At 63.0% G+C, this 18,611-nt stretch carries 17 protein-coding genes and 1 tRNA gene; 9 read left to right on the forward strand and 9 right to left on the reverse strand.

The genetic code is table 11. The annotated features are described in order from the left end of the window. Positions 1 to 24 precede the first annotated feature (24 nt). The 9 genes from M3465_RS02185 to M3465_RS02225 all read left to right on the forward strand — a co-directional run bounded on the left by M3465_RS02185 (position 25) and on the right by M3465_RS02225 (position 10,282). Complete coding sequence (locus tag M3465_RS02185) at positions 25 to 471, forward strand: excinuclease ABC subunit B (RefSeq protein WP_249500064.1); 447 nt, start codon at positions 25 to 27, stop codon at positions 469 to 471. A gap of 40 nt (positions 472 to 511) precedes the next feature. Further along, positions 512 to 2,962: an ATP-dependent helicase HrpB gene (hrpB, locus tag M3465_RS02190; protein WP_249500065.1), complete on the forward strand. Its 2,451-nt coding sequence runs from the start codon at positions 512 to 514 to the stop codon at positions 2,960 to 2,962. Between the two features lie 42 nt (positions 2,963 to 3,004). Continuing rightward, positions 3,005 to 3,886, forward strand: coding sequence for a tRNA 2-thiocytidine(32) synthetase TtcA (gene ttcA, locus M3465_RS02195; protein WP_249500066.1), 882 nt, complete (start codon positions 3,005 to 3,007; stop codon positions 3,884 to 3,886). A gap of 55 nt (positions 3,887 to 3,941) precedes the next feature. Next, positions 3,942 to 5,462, forward strand: coding sequence for a GGDEF domain-containing phosphodiesterase (locus M3465_RS02200; RefSeq protein WP_249500067.1), 1,521 nt, complete (start codon positions 3,942 to 3,944; stop codon positions 5,460 to 5,462). Between the two features lie 123 nt (positions 5,463 to 5,585). Further along, complete coding sequence (yidC, locus tag M3465_RS02205) at positions 5,586 to 7,400, forward strand: membrane protein insertase YidC (RefSeq protein WP_249500068.1); 1,815 nt, start codon at positions 5,586 to 5,588, stop codon at positions 7,398 to 7,400. Next, positions 7,400 to 8,140 (forward strand): MOSC domain-containing protein, encoded by a 741-nt coding sequence (locus M3465_RS02210; RefSeq protein ID WP_249500069.1) that lies wholly within the window; start codon positions 7,400 to 7,402, stop codon positions 8,138 to 8,140. Before yidC ends, M3465_RS02210 begins: the two co-directional genes overlap by 1 nt. Beyond that, positions 8,133 to 8,792 carry a ribosome biogenesis GTP-binding protein YihA/YsxC gene (gene yihA / locus M3465_RS02215; protein WP_249500070.1) on the forward strand — a complete coding sequence of 220 codons (660 nt, stop codon included), beginning with the start codon at positions 8,133 to 8,135 and terminating at the stop codon, positions 8,790 to 8,792. Before M3465_RS02210 ends, yihA begins: the two co-directional genes overlap by 8 nt. A gap of 88 nt (positions 8,793 to 8,880) precedes the next feature. Continuing rightward, positions 8,881 to 9,744, forward strand: a complete 864-nt coding sequence (argB, locus tag M3465_RS02220; protein ID WP_249500071.1) for an acetylglutamate kinase — start codon at positions 8,881 to 8,883, stop codon at positions 9,742 to 9,744. Between the two features lie 28 nt (positions 9,745 to 9,772). Then, positions 9,773 to 10,282 (forward strand): SixA phosphatase family protein, encoded by a 510-nt coding sequence (locus tag M3465_RS02225; RefSeq protein ID WP_249500072.1) that lies wholly within the window; start codon positions 9,773 to 9,775, stop codon positions 10,280 to 10,282. 12 nt (positions 10,283 to 10,294) lie between these two features. Here M3465_RS02225 and M3465_RS02230 read toward each other — a convergent pair whose 3' ends face one another. The 9 genes from M3465_RS02230 to M3465_RS02270 form a co-directional block, all read right to left on the reverse strand. Beyond that, positions 10,295 to 11,062: an amino acid ABC transporter ATP-binding protein gene (locus M3465_RS02230; RefSeq protein WP_249500073.1), complete on the reverse strand. Its 768-nt coding sequence runs from the start codon at positions 11,060 to 11,062 to the stop codon at positions 10,295 to 10,297. A 12-nt stretch (positions 11,063 to 11,074) separates the two neighbouring features. After that, the gene (locus tag M3465_RS02235; RefSeq protein ID WP_249500074.1) at positions 11,075 to 12,370 is read right to left on the reverse strand and encodes an amino acid ABC transporter permease; all 1,296 of its coding nucleotides are present in this window, start codon (positions 12,368 to 12,370) and stop codon (positions 11,075 to 11,077) included. A gap of 1 nt (position 12,371) precedes the next feature. Continuing rightward, positions 12,372 to 13,586, reverse strand: a complete 1,215-nt coding sequence (locus M3465_RS02240; RefSeq protein ID WP_249500075.1) for an amino acid ABC transporter permease — start codon at positions 13,584 to 13,586, stop codon at positions 12,372 to 12,374. A gap of 120 nt (positions 13,587 to 13,706) precedes the next feature. Continuing rightward, positions 13,707 to 14,726 carry an amino acid ABC transporter substrate-binding protein gene (locus M3465_RS02245; protein ID WP_249500076.1) on the reverse strand — a complete coding sequence of 340 codons (1,020 nt, stop codon included), beginning with the start codon at positions 14,724 to 14,726 and terminating at the stop codon, positions 13,707 to 13,709. A 178-nt stretch (positions 14,727 to 14,904) separates the two neighbouring features. Then, on the reverse strand, positions 14,905 to 15,627 hold the full coding sequence (locus M3465_RS02250; protein ID WP_249500077.1) for an ATP12 family chaperone protein: 723 nt from the start codon (positions 15,625 to 15,627) through the stop codon (positions 14,905 to 14,907). Between the two features lie 41 nt (positions 15,628 to 15,668). Continuing rightward, positions 15,669 to 16,712 carry an RluA family pseudouridine synthase gene (locus tag M3465_RS02255; protein ID WP_249500078.1) on the reverse strand — a complete coding sequence of 348 codons (1,044 nt, stop codon included), beginning with the start codon at positions 16,710 to 16,712 and terminating at the stop codon, positions 15,669 to 15,671. Beyond that, positions 16,709 to 17,089: a fluoride efflux transporter CrcB gene (crcB, locus tag M3465_RS02260; protein ID WP_249500079.1), complete on the reverse strand. Its 381-nt coding sequence runs from the start codon at positions 17,087 to 17,089 to the stop codon at positions 16,709 to 16,711. The genes M3465_RS02255 and crcB overlap by 4 nt, the downstream gene beginning before the upstream one ends. 31 nt (positions 17,090 to 17,120) lie before the next feature. Further along, positions 17,121 to 18,425 (reverse strand): replication-associated recombination protein A, encoded by a 1,305-nt coding sequence (locus tag M3465_RS02265; RefSeq protein WP_249500080.1) that lies wholly within the window; start codon positions 18,423 to 18,425, stop codon positions 17,121 to 17,123. Positions 18,426 to 18,478: 53 nt separating this feature from the next. Further along, positions 18,479 to 18,553: transfer RNA gene (locus M3465_RS02270), tRNA-Glu, on the reverse strand. Between the last annotated feature and the right edge of the window lie 58 nt (positions 18,554 to 18,611).

Consider the following 18,611-nt stretch of genomic DNA (forward strand, 5'->3'; position numbering starts at 1 on the left):
GATCGAAGGCGCGTATGTCACGTGGTGGCTTGCCGATCCGGCAAACCGGCGCGCGTTGCCCGCGAGATGGCGCGGCGCTACAGTCGCGTCATGCTCCGCGTCGCCCTGCCATGCCTGGCCCTTCTGGCCGCCTGCGCCACCCCGCAGGAGCGCTGTATCAACGACGCCGCCGCGCCCTATCGCGCCGCGCTCAAGGAACGCGCCGAGATCGCGGAAACCCTCGCCCGCGGCTTCGACTATGTGACGGAGTTCCGCACCCGCCGGGTGTTCACGCGCTGCCACCGCGCGGATGGTGGGTTCGTTCCCTGCTGGGATCGCGAGACCTACCCCGTTACGCGCCGCGTCCCGATCGATCGCGCGGTTCTGACGGCGCGGGATGCGCAGCTCGCGAGGGATCTGCCGGCGCTTGAAAAGGCCGCCCAACGCGGCGCGGATGCTTGCCTTGCCGCCTTCCCGCCCGAGGATCCGTAATCACCTTGCCGCGCGGCTGGCCGGCCGATTAGAAGACCCCATGACGCGCCTTCCCATAGACGATGCCCTGCCCGAATTGATCGCCTGCCTTCGGGACGAAGGCCGCGCCGTGCTGCAGGCGCCGCCGGGGGCGGGCAAGACGACGCGGGTGCCTCTGGCGATGTTGGGCGCCGATCTTGCGCCAGGAAAGATCGTCATGCTCGAACCCCGCCGCCTTGCCGCACGGGCGGCGGCCGAGCGCATGGCGCAAACGCTGAACGAGCCGGTCGGCAAGACGGTGGGCTACCGCGTGCGGGACGACACGAAGATCGGCCCCGGCACGCGGATCGAGGTGGTCACCGAAGGAATCCTGACGCGGATGATCCAGTCTGACCCGGAACTCGCCGGGATCGGGGCGGTCATCTTCGATGAGTTCCACGAACGCTCGCTGAATGCCGATCTCGGCCTTGCGCTCTGCCTGGAGATCGCCGGCGCGCTGCGCGACGATCTGATCCTTCTGGCGATGTCTGCAACGCTCGACGCCGGGCCGGTGGCGGAGCTGATGTCGGCCCCCACGGTCACATCGGAAGGGCGCAGCTTCCCGGTCGAGCCACGATGGCTCGACACTCCCGTGCCGAAATCCGTTCGCTTTGAGACCGCGATGGCCGATCTGATCGTGCATGCCGCCCGGCAAGACACCGGCGGGGTGCTCGCCTTCCTGCCCGGAGAAGGCGAAATCCGGCGTGTTCAGGCGTTGCTCGGCGGCCGGTTGCCGGGTGGCGCGCATATCCGCCCGCTCTATGGCGCGATGCCGTTCAAGGCCCAGCAACAAGCGATCCTGCCCGAAACCGATGGGCGCAAGATCGTTCTGGCCACCTCCATCGCGGAGACATCGCTGACCATCGAGGATATACGCACCGTCGTCGATGGCGGGCGCGCCCGGCGCGTGCGGTTCGATCCAGGATCGGCCATGTCGCGCCTGGTGACTGAAAAGGTCACACGGGCCGAAGCCGCCCAGCGCGCCGGCCGGGCGGGGCGCGTTGCGGAAGGGACGGCCTACAAGCTCTGGACCAAGGGCGAGGAAGGCGCCCTGCGCGCCTTCCCCCCTGCCGAAATCGAGGCGGCCGATCTGGCGTCCCTGGCGCTCGAACTCGCACTTTGGGGCGCGAAGCCGTCCGACTTGCCATTCCCGACGCAGCCTCCCGAAGGCGCGTTCGCAGAGGCACAGGCTCTGCTTCGGATGCTCGGTGCGCTCGATGCTCGGGATCGTATCACCGATCACGGCCGCACGCTTGCCCGATTGCCGCTGCATCCCCGTCTTGCGCATATGATGGCGATGGCCGGCGCGCCGGGCGCGCCGCTTGCCGCACTGATGGCCGACCGCGATCCGGTGCAGGGTGCCGGCGTCGATCTGATGCTACGTCTGGACGCGCTCCGCGATCCGGCTCGTTTTACACGAACGCAGCGCGGAACGGCGAACCGCAGCGCCTTGGAGAGAATAAGAACCGAGGCAAAGCGGCTCGAACGCGCGGCGCCGAAGCCGGCCATTCCCGATCTGAGTCCGGCCGAAATGGCAGCGCTCGCCTACCCCGACCGCATCGGACTGCGCCGCAAGGGTGATGCGCCCCGCTATCGCCTGGCGGGCGGCAAGGGCGCGGTGATGGACGAAAGCGATCCGATCGCAGGCGCGCGCCTGATCGTGGCGACCGACCTTGACGGCAATCCGCGCGAGGCCCGGATTCGCCAAGCCATCCGCATCGAGGAAGGCGCGTTAAGGCAGCTCTTCGAGGATCAGATCCATTGGATCGATATTTGCGAATGGTCGCGCCGCGAACGGCGCGTTGTCTCGAGGCGGCAGGAACGGTTCGGCGCCGTCGCGCTCGATGACCGGCTCTGGAAGGATGCGCCCCCCGGCAAGATTTCCGAAGCCATGCTCGACGGGGTGCGCGATCTGGGACTTTCCCCGGCGTTGTCGAACGCGACGGAACGCTTCCGCGCCCGTGTCCGTATCGCACGAGAGGCTGGCCAGGATTTGCCCGATATGTCCGAAAGCGCCCTGCTGGCCTCTCTCCACAGCTGGCTTCTCCCCCATCTGCACGGCGTGCGCAGTGCAGCTGATTGGAAGGCGTTCGATCTCCTTCCGGCGCTGCGCGCAATGCTCGATTGGCAGCAGATGCAGAGGCTGGACGCGACCGTGCCGGCGCGCTTCATCACACCGCTCGGCCGGGAGATACCGATCGACTATTCCGGCGATCAGCCGGAAATCGCCCTGCGCCTACAGGAGCTTTTCGGGCAAACCGACCATCCGCGCGTCGGCAACGCGCCATTGCGCGTGACATTGCTTTCCCCCGCCGGGCGGCCCGTTCAAACGACGATGGATCTGCCGGGATTCTGGGCGGGCTCCTATGCCGATGTGCGCAAGGACATGCGCGCCGCCTACCCAAAACATCCGTGGCCCGAAGACCCGACCGCAGCGGATCCGACCCTGCGTGCCAAGCCGCGAGGCCGCTGACAGCCCTTGCCGAACCTGCTTTCGGCGCTTAGAGGACACGCCATGCTCGATGACGCAGACGATATTCACCCGCTTTTCTTCGGCGCCCCCCGGACGACCGAATTCAGGAAATTGCGCAAACGTATCGTCAAGAACGTGCGCGAGGCGGTGGAGCAGTATGGCATGATCGACCGCGCCGACGAGGTGCCGCCGAAATGGCTTGTCTGCCTGTCAGGCGGAAAGGACAGCTATACCCTGCTTGCCGTTTTGCACGAATTGAAGTGGCGCGGGCTTTTGCCGGTCGATCTTCTGGCCTGCAATCTCGATCAGGGCCAGCCGGGATTTCCCGCGACGGTTCTGCCTGAATTCCTTGAAAAAATGGGCGTTCCACACCGGATCGAATACCAAGACACGTATTCCGTGGTTGTCGACAAGATTCCGCAAGGCCGCACGTTCTGCGCACTATGTTCGAGGCTTCGGCGCGGCAATCTCTACAGGATCGCCCGCGAGGAAGGATGCTCGGCCGTGGTCCTTGGCCACCACCGCGACGATATTCTCGAGACGTTTTTCATGAACCTGTTTCACGGCGGACGTCTGGCCACGATGCCGCCGAAGCTGGTGAACGAAGAGGGCGATCTTTTCGTCTACCGGCCCCTTGCGCATGTCGCCGAAGCCGATTGCGAGAAATTCGCCTCCGCCATGGGTTATCCGATCATCCCCTGCGATCTCTGCGGCAGCCAGGATGGGCTGCAGCGTCAGCAGGTCAAGGCGATCCTCGACAAGTGGGAAAAGAACAGCCCCGGCCGTCGTCAGGTCATGTTCCGCGCCTTGACAAATGCACGCCCTTCGCATCTGCTCGATAGTGATCTTTTTGATTTCAAAGGTCTTTCCCTGAACCCTTCTGAAATTGACGAAAATTCGCCGGAGATCCCCAAGCTGCGTTAAGGATTTGGTCACTCACCGCGCCTCATGGTCCTGACAGGTACTTGAGGACGGATTGATGAAACGGTCGAATTTCAGCGTCGGAACAGCAAGGCGCAACGCGATCCAGGCTTTGTCAGGCGTGCATATGCTCGCCTTCCTTCCAGCGCTGTGCCTTGCCGCATATTGGACCGGAGGGGAAATACTGCTCGTGTCCTGCGCCTTGGCGGTGCCGTTGTTCTACGCTTTGACCGGCGGTTTCGGAACGGTGCCGCCCCCCGCGCCCGAACCGGCCAGCGCCGATCTGCTCGATACCGCGGACGGGTTCCTGAAAGCTGCGCTTCATAACGGTCAGACGACCGCCTGTTTCCAGATCGCGCTCGAGGGGCTTGACGATCTGGGCCGCACGCTCGGATGCGGTGCTGCGGCGGAGGCGAAAAATGTCCTCAAAGGGCGGTTGATCTCGGCGCTGCGCGAATCCGACCGCGTGTTCGAAGGAGGAAGCGACCGCTTCATCATCCTGCTGGCGCCGGGGTTCCGCATGAAGCTCGAAAATCTGCTCGATATCGCCCGGCGCCTTCGGGAGGCCGCCGAAGAACCGCTTTCGGTGTCACAAACAACCCGCAACCTGTCCGCATCCGTCGGCATTGCCTCCTCGCTGACCTTCGGACGGAATATCACAGCGGCAAAATGGATCGATTCGGCGGGTTTTGCCCTGGATGAGGCTCTTGCCTCAAACGCGCCGTCGATCCGCGTCTGGTCCGACAAACTGTCGCGCAACGCGCAATTCCGCACCAACCTGCGCGCCGACATTGACGCCGGATTGGATACCGGCAGTTTCGTCGCGCATTTCCAGCCCCAGATCAGCCTTCACTCCGGGCGCGCCACCGGACTCGAAATCCTTGCGCGCTGGCACCATCCGGCGCGGGGGCTCATCGAGCCTCGCGAATTCATCCCCGCCCTGGAGGACAGCGGTCAGATGAGCCGGCTCGGCGCCACGATGCTCGACCAAGCGACCGAAGCACTGTTCCGGTTCGATCGCGAAGGGCGCGGCGTGGATAGCGTCAGTCTCAATCTTTCCGCACAGGAACTGCGTGTGCCCGATCTGGCTGGCGCAATCGGCGAACGGCTCGACAGGCTCGGCCTTGCGCCCCGTCGGCTGGTTCTGGAGATCGGCGAAACCACGCTTTTCGAGGGCGATGATATGGTCCGCACAAATTTGCGAGAGATCACCGGGCTCGGCTGCCGGCTCGATATCGACAATTTCGGCACCGGCCACGCGTCGCTTCTGGCCTTGCAGCAAGCGCCTATCTCCCGCATCAAGCTCGACCGCACGCTGGTCAGACACGCGCATACCATACCGGCCCGTCAAACCATGTTGAGCGCGATTTGCGGCATGGCGGAAACGATGGGCATCGAAACGCTCGCCGCGGGCGTGGAAACGATCGAGGAGCAATCCCTGCTGCGGCAGGTCGGCTGCCGCGCCGCGCAAGGCTTCCTCTTCGCACACTCCATGCCTGTCGACGAGTGCGGCGAATGGCTGGCCCAGAGCGGTATGGCCGGCGCGGCCGACGTTACCGACATTCGCAGCGCCAGATGAAGCGCCCTGCGCCTGCCGGACCCTCCGCGTCATCCTGCATCCGTGCCCGTGAATCTGCTTGACCTTCGCGCACGAGGCCTGTTGAACGCTGCGATAATCCAAAAGCACAGGTGGCGGTCTCCGATGGACGATCAGAACAAGAACCTACTTATCGCATCAGCGCTCAGCTTTGCGATCATTCTGGTGTGGTTTGTCCTGTTCCCGCCACCCGACTCCGCCGTCGATCCCGAGACCGATCTGCCGCCTGTCAGCGAAAGCGTATCGCCTGATGTCGCATCCCTGCCCGAGGCCGCGCCGGACGGCGATGCGCCGGCGACCGGCGCGGCCCCGCCCGAGGTCGTGGAAGCGCCGCGCGTGCCGATCATGACCGGCAAGCTCGAAGGCTCGATCTCGCTTGCCGGGGGCCGGATCGACGATCTGAAGTTGAAGGAGTATCGCGTCTCTACCGACGAAGATTCCGATATCGTCCACCTTCTGAACCCTGTCAGCTCGGATGAGCCCTATTACGCGCTTTTCGGCTGGGCACCCGGTGGCGGCCTCGGGCTCGACGATGTGCCGAGCGTGACCACGCCCTGGACGCTGGAGGCCGGCGAAACCCTGACGCCGGAAACCCCGATCACCCTGCGCTGGGAAAGCCCGACAGGCGCGGTGTTCCGCCGGCAGATCGAGGTTGACGATGACTATATGTTCCGCGTCACCCAATCGGTCGAGAACGCCGGGAGCGAACCGCTGACCGTTGCGCCCTATGGCCTTATCGCGCGGCACGGCGAGCCGCAGGATCTCAAGAACTTCTTTATTCTGCACGAAGGTGTCGTCGCCATGACCGACGGCACGCTATCGGAAATCGATTACGACGAGATTACCGAGTTTCCGGTGCTGGCGGCCCAGGCCGCGCGTGCGGAGGTGATGCAGGTCAATGAAAATGGCTGGATCGGGTTCACCGACCACTACTGGATGACCACCCTCATCCCCGGCAGCGATGCGCCATTCCGTCAGGTCGCGAAGTTCAACGAGGCCAGCAACATCTTCCAGACCGAAGCCGTCCAGCCCACGGTGACCGTCGCGCCCGGCGAAACGCAGGAAGTGACCACGCAGCTTTTCGCCGGCGCAAAAGAATGGGAGACCATCCGCGACTATCAGCGCGCCGGCGTCGACCGGTTCATCGACAGCATCGACTGGGGCTGGTTCTTCTTCCTGACGAAACCGATCTTCTGGCTATTGCACCACCTCAACCTGCTGATCGGGAACATGGGCTGGGCCATCATCAGCCTGACCCTCATCATCAAGGCCTTGCTCTTCCCGCTGGCGTATAAATCCTACGTTTCCATGGCGAAAATGAAAGAATTGCAGCCGGAAATGGAAAAGATCAAGGAACGCGCCGGCGACGATCGTCAGAAACTTCAGCAGGAGATGATGGGGCTCTACAAAAAGGAGAAGGTCAATCCGGCCTCCGGCTGTTTGCCGATCCTTCTGCAGATCCCGATCTTCTTTTCGCTCTACAAGGTGATCTTCGTCACGCTGGAACTACGGCACGCCCCCTGGCTCGGCCCGTTCCAGGATCTCTCGGCTCCCGATCCGACCTCGATCTTCAATTTCTTCGGCCTGCTGCCCTGGGCGGCGCCCGAGGCGGGGTCGATCCTGGCGCTGATCTTCGTCGGCATCTTGCCGCTATTGCTGGGCGTTTCGATGTTCCTGCAACAGAAGCTGAACCCGGCGCCGACCGATCCGACACAGGCGATGATCTTCGCATGGATGCCGTGGGTTTTCATGTTCATGCTCGGCGGGTTCGCCAGCGGTCTGGTGATCTACTGGATCGCCAACAACACGATCACCTTTACGCAGCAATATCTCATCATGCGGTCGCAGGGCTATAAACCGGACGTCTTCGGCAACATCAAATCGGGTGTGAAGCGGCGGACCAAGACTGGCGAGAAGTGATGGCGCATGTCACCGGGATCTGGCGGCACCCGATCAAGAGCCACGGTCGGGAACCGCTTGACACGGTGATGCTGAGAGCAGGCGAGGCAATGCCATTCGATCGCCTCTGGGCCGTGGCACATGAACGATCACGCGCGGATGGAACGGAATGGGCACACTGCGGCAACTTCTGCCGTGTGGCCAAAATGCGGGAATTGATGGCGATGACCGCGTCCTATTGTGCGGAGACGTCGAAGATGACGCTGCGCATTCCGGGTCATGACGATCTGTGCTTCGATCCCGATACCGAAGAGGCGCGGTTTCTCGACTGGATTTCGGAGATCGTGAAAACCGATAGCCTGAGACCTGCGCGCCTGCTGCGCGCGCGCGGGCCGGCCTTCACCGACAGCCCGTTCCCGAGCGTGACGCTCTGCAACGCGGCCTCGCACCGCGCCGTTGAGAGCGAGATGAGCAGAACCCTGTCGCATCTGCGGTGGCGGGGAAATGTCTGGATCGAGGGGCTCGAACCGTGGGAAGAGCGCGACTGGCTCGGTCGGGAAATCCGGATTGGAAGCGTACAGTTCCATGTGCGGGAACTTACGGAACGGTGCAAGGCTACTCATAGCAATCCCGCCACCGGGAAACGGGATGCCGACATTCTGGGCGGCCTCGAAACATGGGGGCACCAAGAATTTTCCGTCCGCGCGGAGGTCGTTCGGGGCGGAACACTGTCCATCAATGACGAGGTCGCTTATGTCTGACGCACAGATGCGGTTCCCCCTGGCAGAGGCGCCGGACGCGGCGATGCTCGAAAAGGGCCGCAAACTCTTCGCCGGAGAAATCGATTTCCTCAAGGGCGTCGTTGCCATGTCGGGACTCCCCGATGCGGACCGGATCGAAGTTTGCTTCGCCGGACGTTCGAATGTCGGTAAATCTTCCCTGATCAACGCGCTCACCGGCCGCAAGGCACTGGCGCGGGCGTCGAACACGCCGGGGCGCACGCAGGAGATCAACTTTTTTACCCTGGGCGATGACAGATATCTCGTCGATCTGCCGGGCTACGGCTATGCGAACGCGCCGGTGCAGGTGGTCGAGAAATGGCAGGCCCTGCTCAAGCAATATCTGTCCGGCCGCGCAAATCTGCGGCGGGCTTTTGTGCTGATCGACAGCCGGCACGGGATAAAGCCCGTGGATGAGGAGATCATGACGCTGCTGGACAAGAGCGCCGTGACCTTTCAGGCGGTGCTGACCAAATCGGACAAGATCAAACCGTCCCAACATGAGGCGCTTCTCAGGCAGGTGCGCGACAAGCTCGCGCGCCATCCCGCGGCCTATCCCGAACTGGTTCTGACCAGCAGCGAAAAGGGTGACGGGATCGCGACGCTGCGCAGCATCATTGCCGGGCTCGTCTGAACCGGCGCGCGGGAAACGACTTGCCTCGCAGATCGGGCTGGCGCACACATGGCGGGCCGACAGCGTTTCGGCAGTGATGAGACAGATGATGAAATCCCGACACATGAACCAAGACTGGATCGCCACCGCCCGCACCCTGTCCGAAGCGCTCCCCTATATGCAGCGCTATGCAGGCGCGATCGTAGTGGTGAAGTTCGGCGGCAACGCGATGGGCGACGATGCGGCCATGGCGGAATTCGCGCGCGATATCGTTCTGATGCGGCAGGTCGGTATAAACCCCGTCGTGGTGCATGGCGGCGGGCCGATGATCAACGAGATGCTCAGCCGTCTTGGGATCGTTTCGGAGTTCGTGCGCGGTAAGCGCGTCACCGACAAGGCGACGATCCAGGTCGTCGAGATGGTGCTGACCGGGCTGGTCAACAAGCGGATCGTTCAGGCGATCATGGCCGAAGGCGGCCGCGCGGTCGGGCTTTCCGGCAAGGACGACAATTTGATGGTCTGCGATGCGGACGATGCCGAACTGGGTTTTGTCGGGCGCCCGAGCAAGATGAATCCGCAGGTGCTTCGCGATTTGTTCGATGCGGGGATCATTCCCGTCGTCGCACCCATTGGGACGGGCCGAGGCAAGAACGAGACGTTCAACGTCAACGGAGATACGGCAGCGGGCGCAATCGCCGGCGCTTTGCGGGCCGACCGGCTCCTGCTGCTCACGGATGTGAGCGGTGTCAAGGATCAGGGCGGCAAGGTTGTCACCTCCATGACACCGGACGAGGTGCGCGCAATGATCGCGGATGGCACGATTGCGGGGGGGATGATCCCGAAAACCGAAACGGCGCTCAAGGCCATCGACGAGGGCGTTCGGGCGGTCGTTATCCTCGACGGGCGGGTCTCCAACGCGTGTCTGCTGGAGTTGTTCACAGAGCATGGCGCCGGATCGCTCATCCGCCGATAGCGTGCCATTCGCGAAAGGGGCGACGGGTTTGAAGCGATTGATCCTTATGCGCCACGGCAAGGCCGACTGGCATGCGGAAGGGGGCGATCACGCGCGCCGGTTGACCCCGCGCGGCCGGGCCGGGGCCGAGGCGATGGGCGACTGGTTGCGCGAGAGGGGCTGGATACCGGGTGAAATTCTTTGCTCCACCGCCGCGCGGACGCGTGAGACGCTGGCGCTATTGGAAATGCCGGAGGATCGCGCCTGTTTCGAACGCCGTCTCTATCTCGCCGAGGCCGATGAGATCCTCGCGGCGCTCCACGGCGTCGAAGCGGAGACAGTGCTGGTGGTCGGGCACAATCATGGCCTCGCGGACCTGGCCCATTCGCTCGTGCGCGAGGCGCCGCCGCATCCCCGTTTCGACGATTACCCGACCTGCGCGACGACGCTACTCAGCTTCAAAATCGCCGACTGGTCGGACATCCGCAGGCGCAGCGGCATCTGCGAAGGCTTCGCCACTCCGGGCGACGTCACCCCGCGCGACGTTGTGCCGGAGTGACGTGCCGCCGCGTCAGTGCCCCAGGATCTGGCTCAGGAAGAGCTTGGTCCTGTCGTTCTGCGGATTGTTGAAGAACGCCTCGGGTTCGTTCTGTTCGACGATCTGACCGGCATCCATGAAGATCACCCGATGCGCGACCTGCCGGGCAAAGCCCATCTCGTGCGTGACGCAGAGCATGGTCATCCCGTCCTCGGCCAGTTCGACCATCGTGTCGAGAACCTCCTTGATCATCTCCGGATCGAGCGCCGATGTCGGCTCGTCGAACAGCATGATCCGGGGGCGCATGCAGAGCGAGCGCGCGATGGCCACGCGCTGCTGCTGGCCGCCTGACAGCTGGCCGGGATATTTGTCGGCCTGTTCGGGGATCTTGACCTTTTCGAGGAAATGCATGGCGGTTTCCTCGGCCTCGCGCTTGGGGATCTTGCGCACCCAGATCGGCGCAAGCGTGCAGTTTTCGAGGATGGTCAGATGCGGAAACAGGTTGAAATGCTGGAACACCATACCGACCTCGGAACGGATCTTGTCGATGTTCTTCACGTCCGAAGACAACAACGTGCCGTCCACGGTGATCGACCCTTTCTGATGCTCTTCGAGCGCGTTGATACAGCGGATCAGCGTGGATTTACCCGAACCGGACGGGCCGGCGATGACGATACGTTCGCCGCGGTAGACCGTGAGATCGATGTCGCGCAGGACGTGGAACGCGCCATACCATTTGTTCATGTTCTCGATCTGGATCGCGACCTCGCCCGAGACGGGCTTCTGTGCGGGTTGAGCCATGGTCAGGCCTCCTTAACGGTGATCGGTGGCGAGCTGACGCTCCAGCCACTGTGAATATTTCGAGATGCTGAAGCAGACGATGAAGAAGAGCAGGACGGCAAAGCCCCACAGCTCCCAATAGACACCGTTCCATTCCGTCGATGCGAGGATCGGCCCGCGGATCATGCCGACCAGATCGAACATGGAAATCACCGACACCAGCGTCGTATCCTTGAAAAGCCCGACGGCGACATTGACGATGCCGGGGATGGATATTTTCAGCGCTTGCGGCATGATGATGAGCCGCGTCGCCTGCGCATAATCGAGGCCGAGGCTGTCGGCGGCCTCGTATTGACCGCGCGGCAGGGCGGCCAGACCGCCCCGGATCACCTCGGCGATATAGGCGGAGGCGAACATCGTGATCATGATGATGACGCGCAGCACCAGATCGATATTGGCATCGGGCGGAAAGAAATAGGCCAGCACCACATTCGCGACGAACAGCAGCGTGATGAGCGGCACGCCGCGGATGAACTCGATGAAGATCACGCAGATCCACTTGATGATTGGCATGGAGGATTGCCGCCCCAGCGCCAGCAGGATGCCGATGGGCAGCGACAGCGACACGCAGACGGTGCCGAGGATCATGTTGAGCATGAAACCTCCGAGATCGCGCGACGGCACCGGTTGGAGCGCCAGAACGTTCTCGGCGGAACCGGACACGAACCCGCCCAGCACCCAGATCACCAATGCAGCGACGAGGCCTGCAAACGCGCCCATGGCGAAGCTTTGATGCTCCACCAGCTTGAAGGCGACATAGCCGCCCGCCACACCGATCAGCGCAACAAGCGGGGCCAGGAGCGTTCCGCCCCAGATCAGCCAAAACGCGACGAACGGATAAAGCGCCGTGACCACAAGAAGCTGTCGCGGCGCCTTCGGATAGAGCACCGGGGCCAGCGCGACGATCAGCAGAACGAAGGCCGTCACCGGGCGCCAGTATTGGTCGGACGGGTATTGAAACCCGAACAGAAGCTGGTTCCACCGCTCCGTGAGAACCGAAAAGCAGGCCCCTGTCTGTCCGCCGAGGATCTCGCGGCACTCGGCAAGCGAACTCGCCGTCCAGATGCCATTGGCGAACCACGGCCATGCTCCGGTCACGATCTGGTAGATGAAGTAGAGCGAGACCAAGGTCAGAAGCGTGTTGAACCAGCCCGAAAAGAGGTTCTCGCGCATCCATTTGACCGCACCGGCTTCGGAGGCCGGCGGCGGTTGCTGGGGCAGCATCGTGTCGCGCACATAGGCGACGGATTCGGCATGTGTATCGCTCATCTCAACGCTCCTTCAGCCGAACGGCGTTGTTATAGACATTCATGATCGCCGAGATGGCGAGAGAGATCAGCAGGTAGAACAGCATCAAGAGCACAACGGATTCGATGGCACGCCCCGTCTGGTTGAGAGTGATGCCGCCCAGCGTGCCGGTCAGGTCCATATAGCCGACGGCGATGGCCAGGGAGCTGTTCTTCGTCAGGTTGAGATATTGCGAGATCAAAGGCGGGATGATGACGCGCAAGGCCTGCGGCAGGATCACAAGGTTCATGATCCGGCGCGGGCGCAGGCCCAGCGACGCGGCCGCTTCGCTTTGCCCCTTGTTGACCGCGAGTATTCCGGCGCGCACGTTTTCCGCTATGAATGCCGCCGTGTAGATCGAGAGCGCGAACCAAAGCGAAATCAGCGAATTGCGCATGTAGATGCCGCCGCGGAAATTGAAGCCCTTGAGCTCGGGGTATTCGAGCGCAATGGGCCCGCCGAGAAGGAAAAACACCAGAAGCGTCGGCAGGAAGAAGATCGCGACCGAGGGCCAGAAGGTCGGCAGCAACCGCCCCGTGTCATACAGCGTTTTCGTTGCGTGGCGTCGATAGGCAAAGATGCCGATGATCGAAGCCGCGAATACCGTAATCACGATCCCCGATCCCGCGGCGAAGATCGGCTTGGGCAGGTAGAAGCCGCGCCCGGTGAAGGCGAAGGCGTCCCAGAGCATCTGCGCTTCCGCATCGTCGCCCCGGAAATCGCGCGGCTGCGGTAGAACAGCGACGAACACCGCCATCACGATCAGGATCCAGATCAGCACCGGCACATTGCGGAAAATCTCCACGTAGCCGGACATCAGCTTGCGCACGAGCCAGTTGTTGCTGAGCCGAAGGACGCCCACCGCAACGCCGATGATCGTTGCCATGACACATCCCAGAAGCGCGACCAGCAGCGTGTTCAGAACGCCCACCATCGAGGCGCGCAGATGCGTCGATTGGCTGGTGTAATCGATCAGGGTCTGGTTGATGTCATACCCTGCCGGCTCCCCAAGGAAATCGAAGGACAGGTTCAGCCCCGCCACCCTGAGATTTTCGAGCAGGTTTGAAACGAGATACCCGATCGCCAATGCCAGAAGGAGAAGGGCGATGAACTGGAAGGTATAGGATCTGTATCGCCTGTCGTTGATCAGCATCGACGGCGTGAACGCGCGAGACGGTGGGTCCGCGTATGTGGACATGCGTGTTTCCCTGTTTTCCCGGAATGATGCGGCTGGCGGTTTGCCCGCTCTAGTGCCTTGCCCGGAGGTCATTCAAACGGAAAGGGCGCGGTCCGTGCCGCGCCCTTTCGAAACCCGATTTTAGCGGAAGGGCGGTGCGTAAAGAAGCCCGCCTTCGGTCCATTGGGCGTTGAGTCCGCGCGCAAGACCGATCGGCGTATTCTCCCCGATGTTCTTTTCGAAGATCTCGCCGTAATTGCCTTCGGCGGCGATGGCGCGCTTGGCCCAATCGGCATCGAGGCCGAGCATTTCGCCAAGATTGCCTTCGGTGCCGAGCAGGCGGTTCACTTCCGGGCTGTCGCCGGCCTGCGCCGCCATATCCTCGACATTGGCGGAGGTGACGCCGTATTCCTCGGCCGCGATCAGCGCGTTCAAGGTCCAGCGTGCCACGTCGGCCCAATCGTTATCGCCATGTCGCACGGCGGGGCCAAGCGGCTCCTTGGAGATGATCTCGGGAAGAACGACGTGATCGCCCGGATTTTCGAACGCGGCGCGTGTCGCGGCAAGGCCGGATGCGTCGGTCGTGTAGACATCGCACGCGCCTTCGAGATAGAGCGGCTGCGCCTCGGCGTTGGTTTCGATGGGAACGGGCTCGTAATCGATGTTGTTCTTGCGGAAGTAATCGGCGAGGTTCAATTCGGTCGTCGTGCCCGTCTGGATACAGACCGTCGCGCCATCAAGTTCCTTGGCGGAGGACACGCCCAGTTCCTTGGGCACCATGAAGCCCTGACCGTCATAGTAATTGACGCCGATGAAATCGAACTTCAGATCGACATCGCGGGAGAAGGTCCATGTCGTGTTACGGGCGAGCACGTCGATCTCACCGGATGCGAGCGCGGTAAAGCGTGTCTTGCCGGTGGTCGGAATGAATTCCACGGCGGTCGGATCGCCCAGAACCGCAGCGGCGAGCGCCCGGCAATAGGACACGTCGAACCCTTCCCATTCACCATTCGCATTCGGCGCACCGAAGCCCACAAGCCCGGTCACGACCCCGCAATTCAGCTTGCCGCGCGCCTTCACATCGTCGAGCGTGCCCGCCGATACGGCACCGGCCGAAAGGCCCGCCACGGTCATCGCGCCAAGGATTGCAATCTGTTTCATGTATACCTCTTCCTGTTGTGCCGCGCCTTGGGGCGCGTTTTTCATGAGCGGTTTTGCGCCCATTCCGGTGAAGCGGGAGCAAACCCGCAATCGATGGAGCCGATTTTGGGAGGATTCAATCTTTCAGGTCAAGCTTATTAGCGGCTTTTTTCGCGTGCGCCCGGGGATTGACGGTACGTCAAGCCGAATTTTCACGCGGGATCAAATCCGCAAATTTCCCTGCATGCAAGAACGCGTCTTTCTTGATCTGCGCCATCCGCGCGGCTTCTTCGTCCCTGCCCCATTGTTCTTCCTGCCAAATTTCGTCCAGTCGTGAAATCGCCCAAAGCTCCTCCATCGGGAGCCAATGCAGCCTCGCCGCGAAACCGATGATCAGCGATCCGCTCAGGGACACCAGATCGTGAAACGCAGCGAGGTCGAACGGCGAGAGCTCGTGCACCCTGCGCCGCAGGGTTTCGAGCGCTTGCGGATCCTGCGGGCGGTGCATCACGCCGGTGCGCGGCTCCAGACGGGCGTTCAGCTCCGCCGCCGCGCGGTCCAGCAGCGGATCCCAGGCGCGCTCCTGCCGCGCGACAAGAGCCTCGGGCGCGTCGGCGCGATAGCACAGAAGATCGCTGTCGCCATAATCGGCCAGCATATCCGCGACAGCTCCGTGCTGCGGCACAACCTTGTCGATGGCCGAATTCGCGGTGCGGGTGAAGGGCATCGTTCCGGGATCGATCTTATCGCCCTGAGCGTCGAATTCCGCCGCGATCTTCTCTGCCAGCGCGTGGCTCGGGACATGCAACAGCGCCTTGGCCGGCGTGCGCACGGGCCGCCCGTCCAGCAGGATGCCAAAGCCGCTTTCGGTTTGTGTGGTCTCGGCCTTGGTCCAGAACCGTTTGGGAGCCCATTCGCTCATATCAGCCTCTTTCCAGATCGCGGGAATTGCGGTGCGGTGCGTCAATCGAGGTCTTCGAACGGATCGGCCGGCACGTCGCCCGCGTTCCATTGCACGAAATCCCAAGTCCGCTGCATATGCTCGGGCAGCGGCGCGGTAATGTGCAGCCGCGCGCCGGTGACGGGGTGTCCGAGCGAAATGGATCGTGCATGAAGATGAAGTTTGCGGCTCATCGCGCCGCCCAGCATCGCACCCCATCCATCGCCGAGGTTTTCCTGTCCCGAGCCGCCGTATTTGCCATCTCCGATGATCGGGTGCCCCAGTTCCGACATATGCGCGCGCAACTGATGCGTGCGCCCGGTGATCGGCACCATCGCCACCCACGCGGCGCGTTTGCCCAGCGCGCTGAGGACCGCGTAATCGGTGGTTGCGTGCTTCGCGCCTTCGGTGCGTGCGACATCGGAGGGATGCAAACAGCGCATCTTTTCGTTCTCGCCGCCAGCGCCATGGCCGGGGGCCTTGACCAGACCGAACTTGATCGTGCCCATCTGAGGAACCGGCACGCCGGCCACCGCCGCCCAGTAAATCTTGCGTGTCTCGCGCGCGCGGAACGCCTGCGTCAGCGCCCCAGCCACCGCCCGCGTGCGCGCCAGAAGCAGAACGCCCGACGTGTCCTTGTCGAGCCGGTGCACGAGGCGCGGTTTCTCGTCAGAGCCGAAGGTCAGCGTCTCGGACAGCCCGTCAATATGGCGGATCTGCTTGCTGCCGCCCTGCGTCGGCAGACCAGCGGGTTTGTTCAGCGCGATGATGTGATCATCGCGGTAAAGCACCAGCGATTTCATCATCTCGGCATCCTTGTCCGAGACGGCAGGTTTCGGGGCGGACGTGACCTCACCGGGTTCGGGCAGTGGCGGGATGCGCACCTCCTGCCCGGTCGCCAGCCGCGTATTCGCCTTGACCCGCCCGCCATCCACGCGCAATTCGCCCTTACGGCACATCTTCTCGATCCGCCCCTGCGCCAGATGCGGAAACAGCCGCTTGAGCCAGCGGTCGATGCGCTGATCGGCATCGCTTGGCCCGATGGTGATGGTCTGAACGCGGCTCATGCGAAAACACTCCTTGCGGCCATCAGGCCGATTGCCAGACCGCCCACCGACAGCCCCACCGATAACGCGACATAGAGCAGCGCGGGTCCAAAGGCCCCCCGCTCGATCAGGGTCATCGTCTCCAGCGAGAAGGCGGAGAAAGTGGTGAAGCCCCCCAGAACGCCGGTCATCACGAACGGCGACAAATGCGCCAGCCCGCGCTCCGCCGCGGCCACCACGAACACGCCCATCAGGACCGATCCGACGATATTGACCGTCAGGATCGCGAGCGGAAACTCTCCCTGCCCGGCAAGACGCGTCACGCCAAGGCCCGCAAGATAGCGCAGGCTGGCGCCGATTGCCCCTCCGAGGGCCACTAGAGACAGGGTCTGAACCATGCGCGGTCTGTCGCGCGGGCGAACGGCAGAGTCAAGTTTGCCGCTTGGCGCGCAGCCGCGCGAAATACTCCAGCCGCTTTTTCAGATCGCGCTCGAAGCCGCGTTCGACGGGGGCGTAGAATTCCGTGCGCCCCATCTCCTCGGGAAAATAATCCTGCCCGGAAAACCCGTCCTCGGCATCATGGTCGTAGGCATAGCCCGCGCCATAGCCTTCGTCCTTCATAAGCTTGGTCGGCGCGTTGAGGATATGCTTGGGCGGCATCAGCGATCCGGTCTTTTTCGCCGCCCGCCGCGCCGCCTTGTAGGCGGCATAGACCCCGTTCGATTTCGGCGCGAGCGCGATATAGACGAGCGCCTGCGCGATGGCCAATTCGCCCTCGGGGCTGCCCAGCCGCTCGAACGTCTCCCAGCCTTGCAGGCAAACCGCCTGCGCTTGCGGGTCGGCGAGTCCAATATCCTCGACCGCCATGCGGGTGATGCGGCGGGCGAGATAGCGCGGATCCTCGCCCGCATCCAGCATGCGCGCGAACCAGTAAAGCGCGGCATCTGGATCGGAGCCGCGTACAGATTTGTGAAGCGCGGAAATCAGGTTGTAATGCGCGTCCCCAGACTTGTCGTATTGCGCCGCGCGCTTCATCAGCCGCTGACCGAGTGCGGCGCTGTCCATCTTGCCGTCCACCTTCCAGGCCATCACCTGCTCGATCAGATTGAGCAGCGCGCGTCCGTCGCCATCGGCCATCTCCAGCAGGTTCTCCCGCGCCGCGCCGTCAAGCGGCAGCGAGCGCCCAAGCTCCATTTCCGCGCGCTGCGCAAGACGCTCAAGATCGGAAAGCGCCAGCCGCTCCAGGATCAGCACCTGCGCCCGGCTCAGCAAAGCGGCGTTCAGCTCGAAGGAGGGGTTTTCGGTCGTGGCCCCCACCAGAAGGATCGTGCCATCCTCCATATGCGGCAGAAAACTGTCCTGCTGCGCCTTGTTGAAACGGTGAATCTCGTCGACGAAAAGAAGCGTGCCCTGCCCCGCCTTGCGCCGCTGCCGGGCCGCATCGAACACCTTGCGAAGTTCCGGCACCCCGGAAAAGATCGCGCTGATCTGCACGAAATGCAGATCCGTCTCGTCCGCCAGCAGCCGCGCGATGGTCGTCTTGCCCACACCTGGCGGCCCCCAGAAGATTACCGAGCCAAGGCTGCCCGCCTCCAGCATCACGGTCAGCGGCGCCTCCGGCCCGATCACACGCGCCTGCCCGATCACCTCGGACAGCTTTTGCGGCCTGAGCCTGTCGGCAAGCGGCCGAGGCGCGGTATCAGGCATATCGCCGGTATCGAACAGATCATTCATGCCCGCGATATGTCCGGGGCTGGCACGCTTTGCAAGATGAGGGAGAAGGAAAGTGGCAGCCCGTAGGGGAATCGAACCCCTCTTTCCAGGTTGAAAACCTGGCGTCCTAACCGATAGACGAACGGGCCACTGTCGCGTGACGTGCGGTGTATCTAGGCAAAGCCGCGCGGCCATGCAAGCAGAAAT

Origin of the sequence: Marivita sp. GX14005 (assembly GCF_023370775.1) — a bacterium.
GTDB lineage: Bacteria > Pseudomonadota > Alphaproteobacteria > Rhodobacterales > Rhodobacteraceae > Marivita.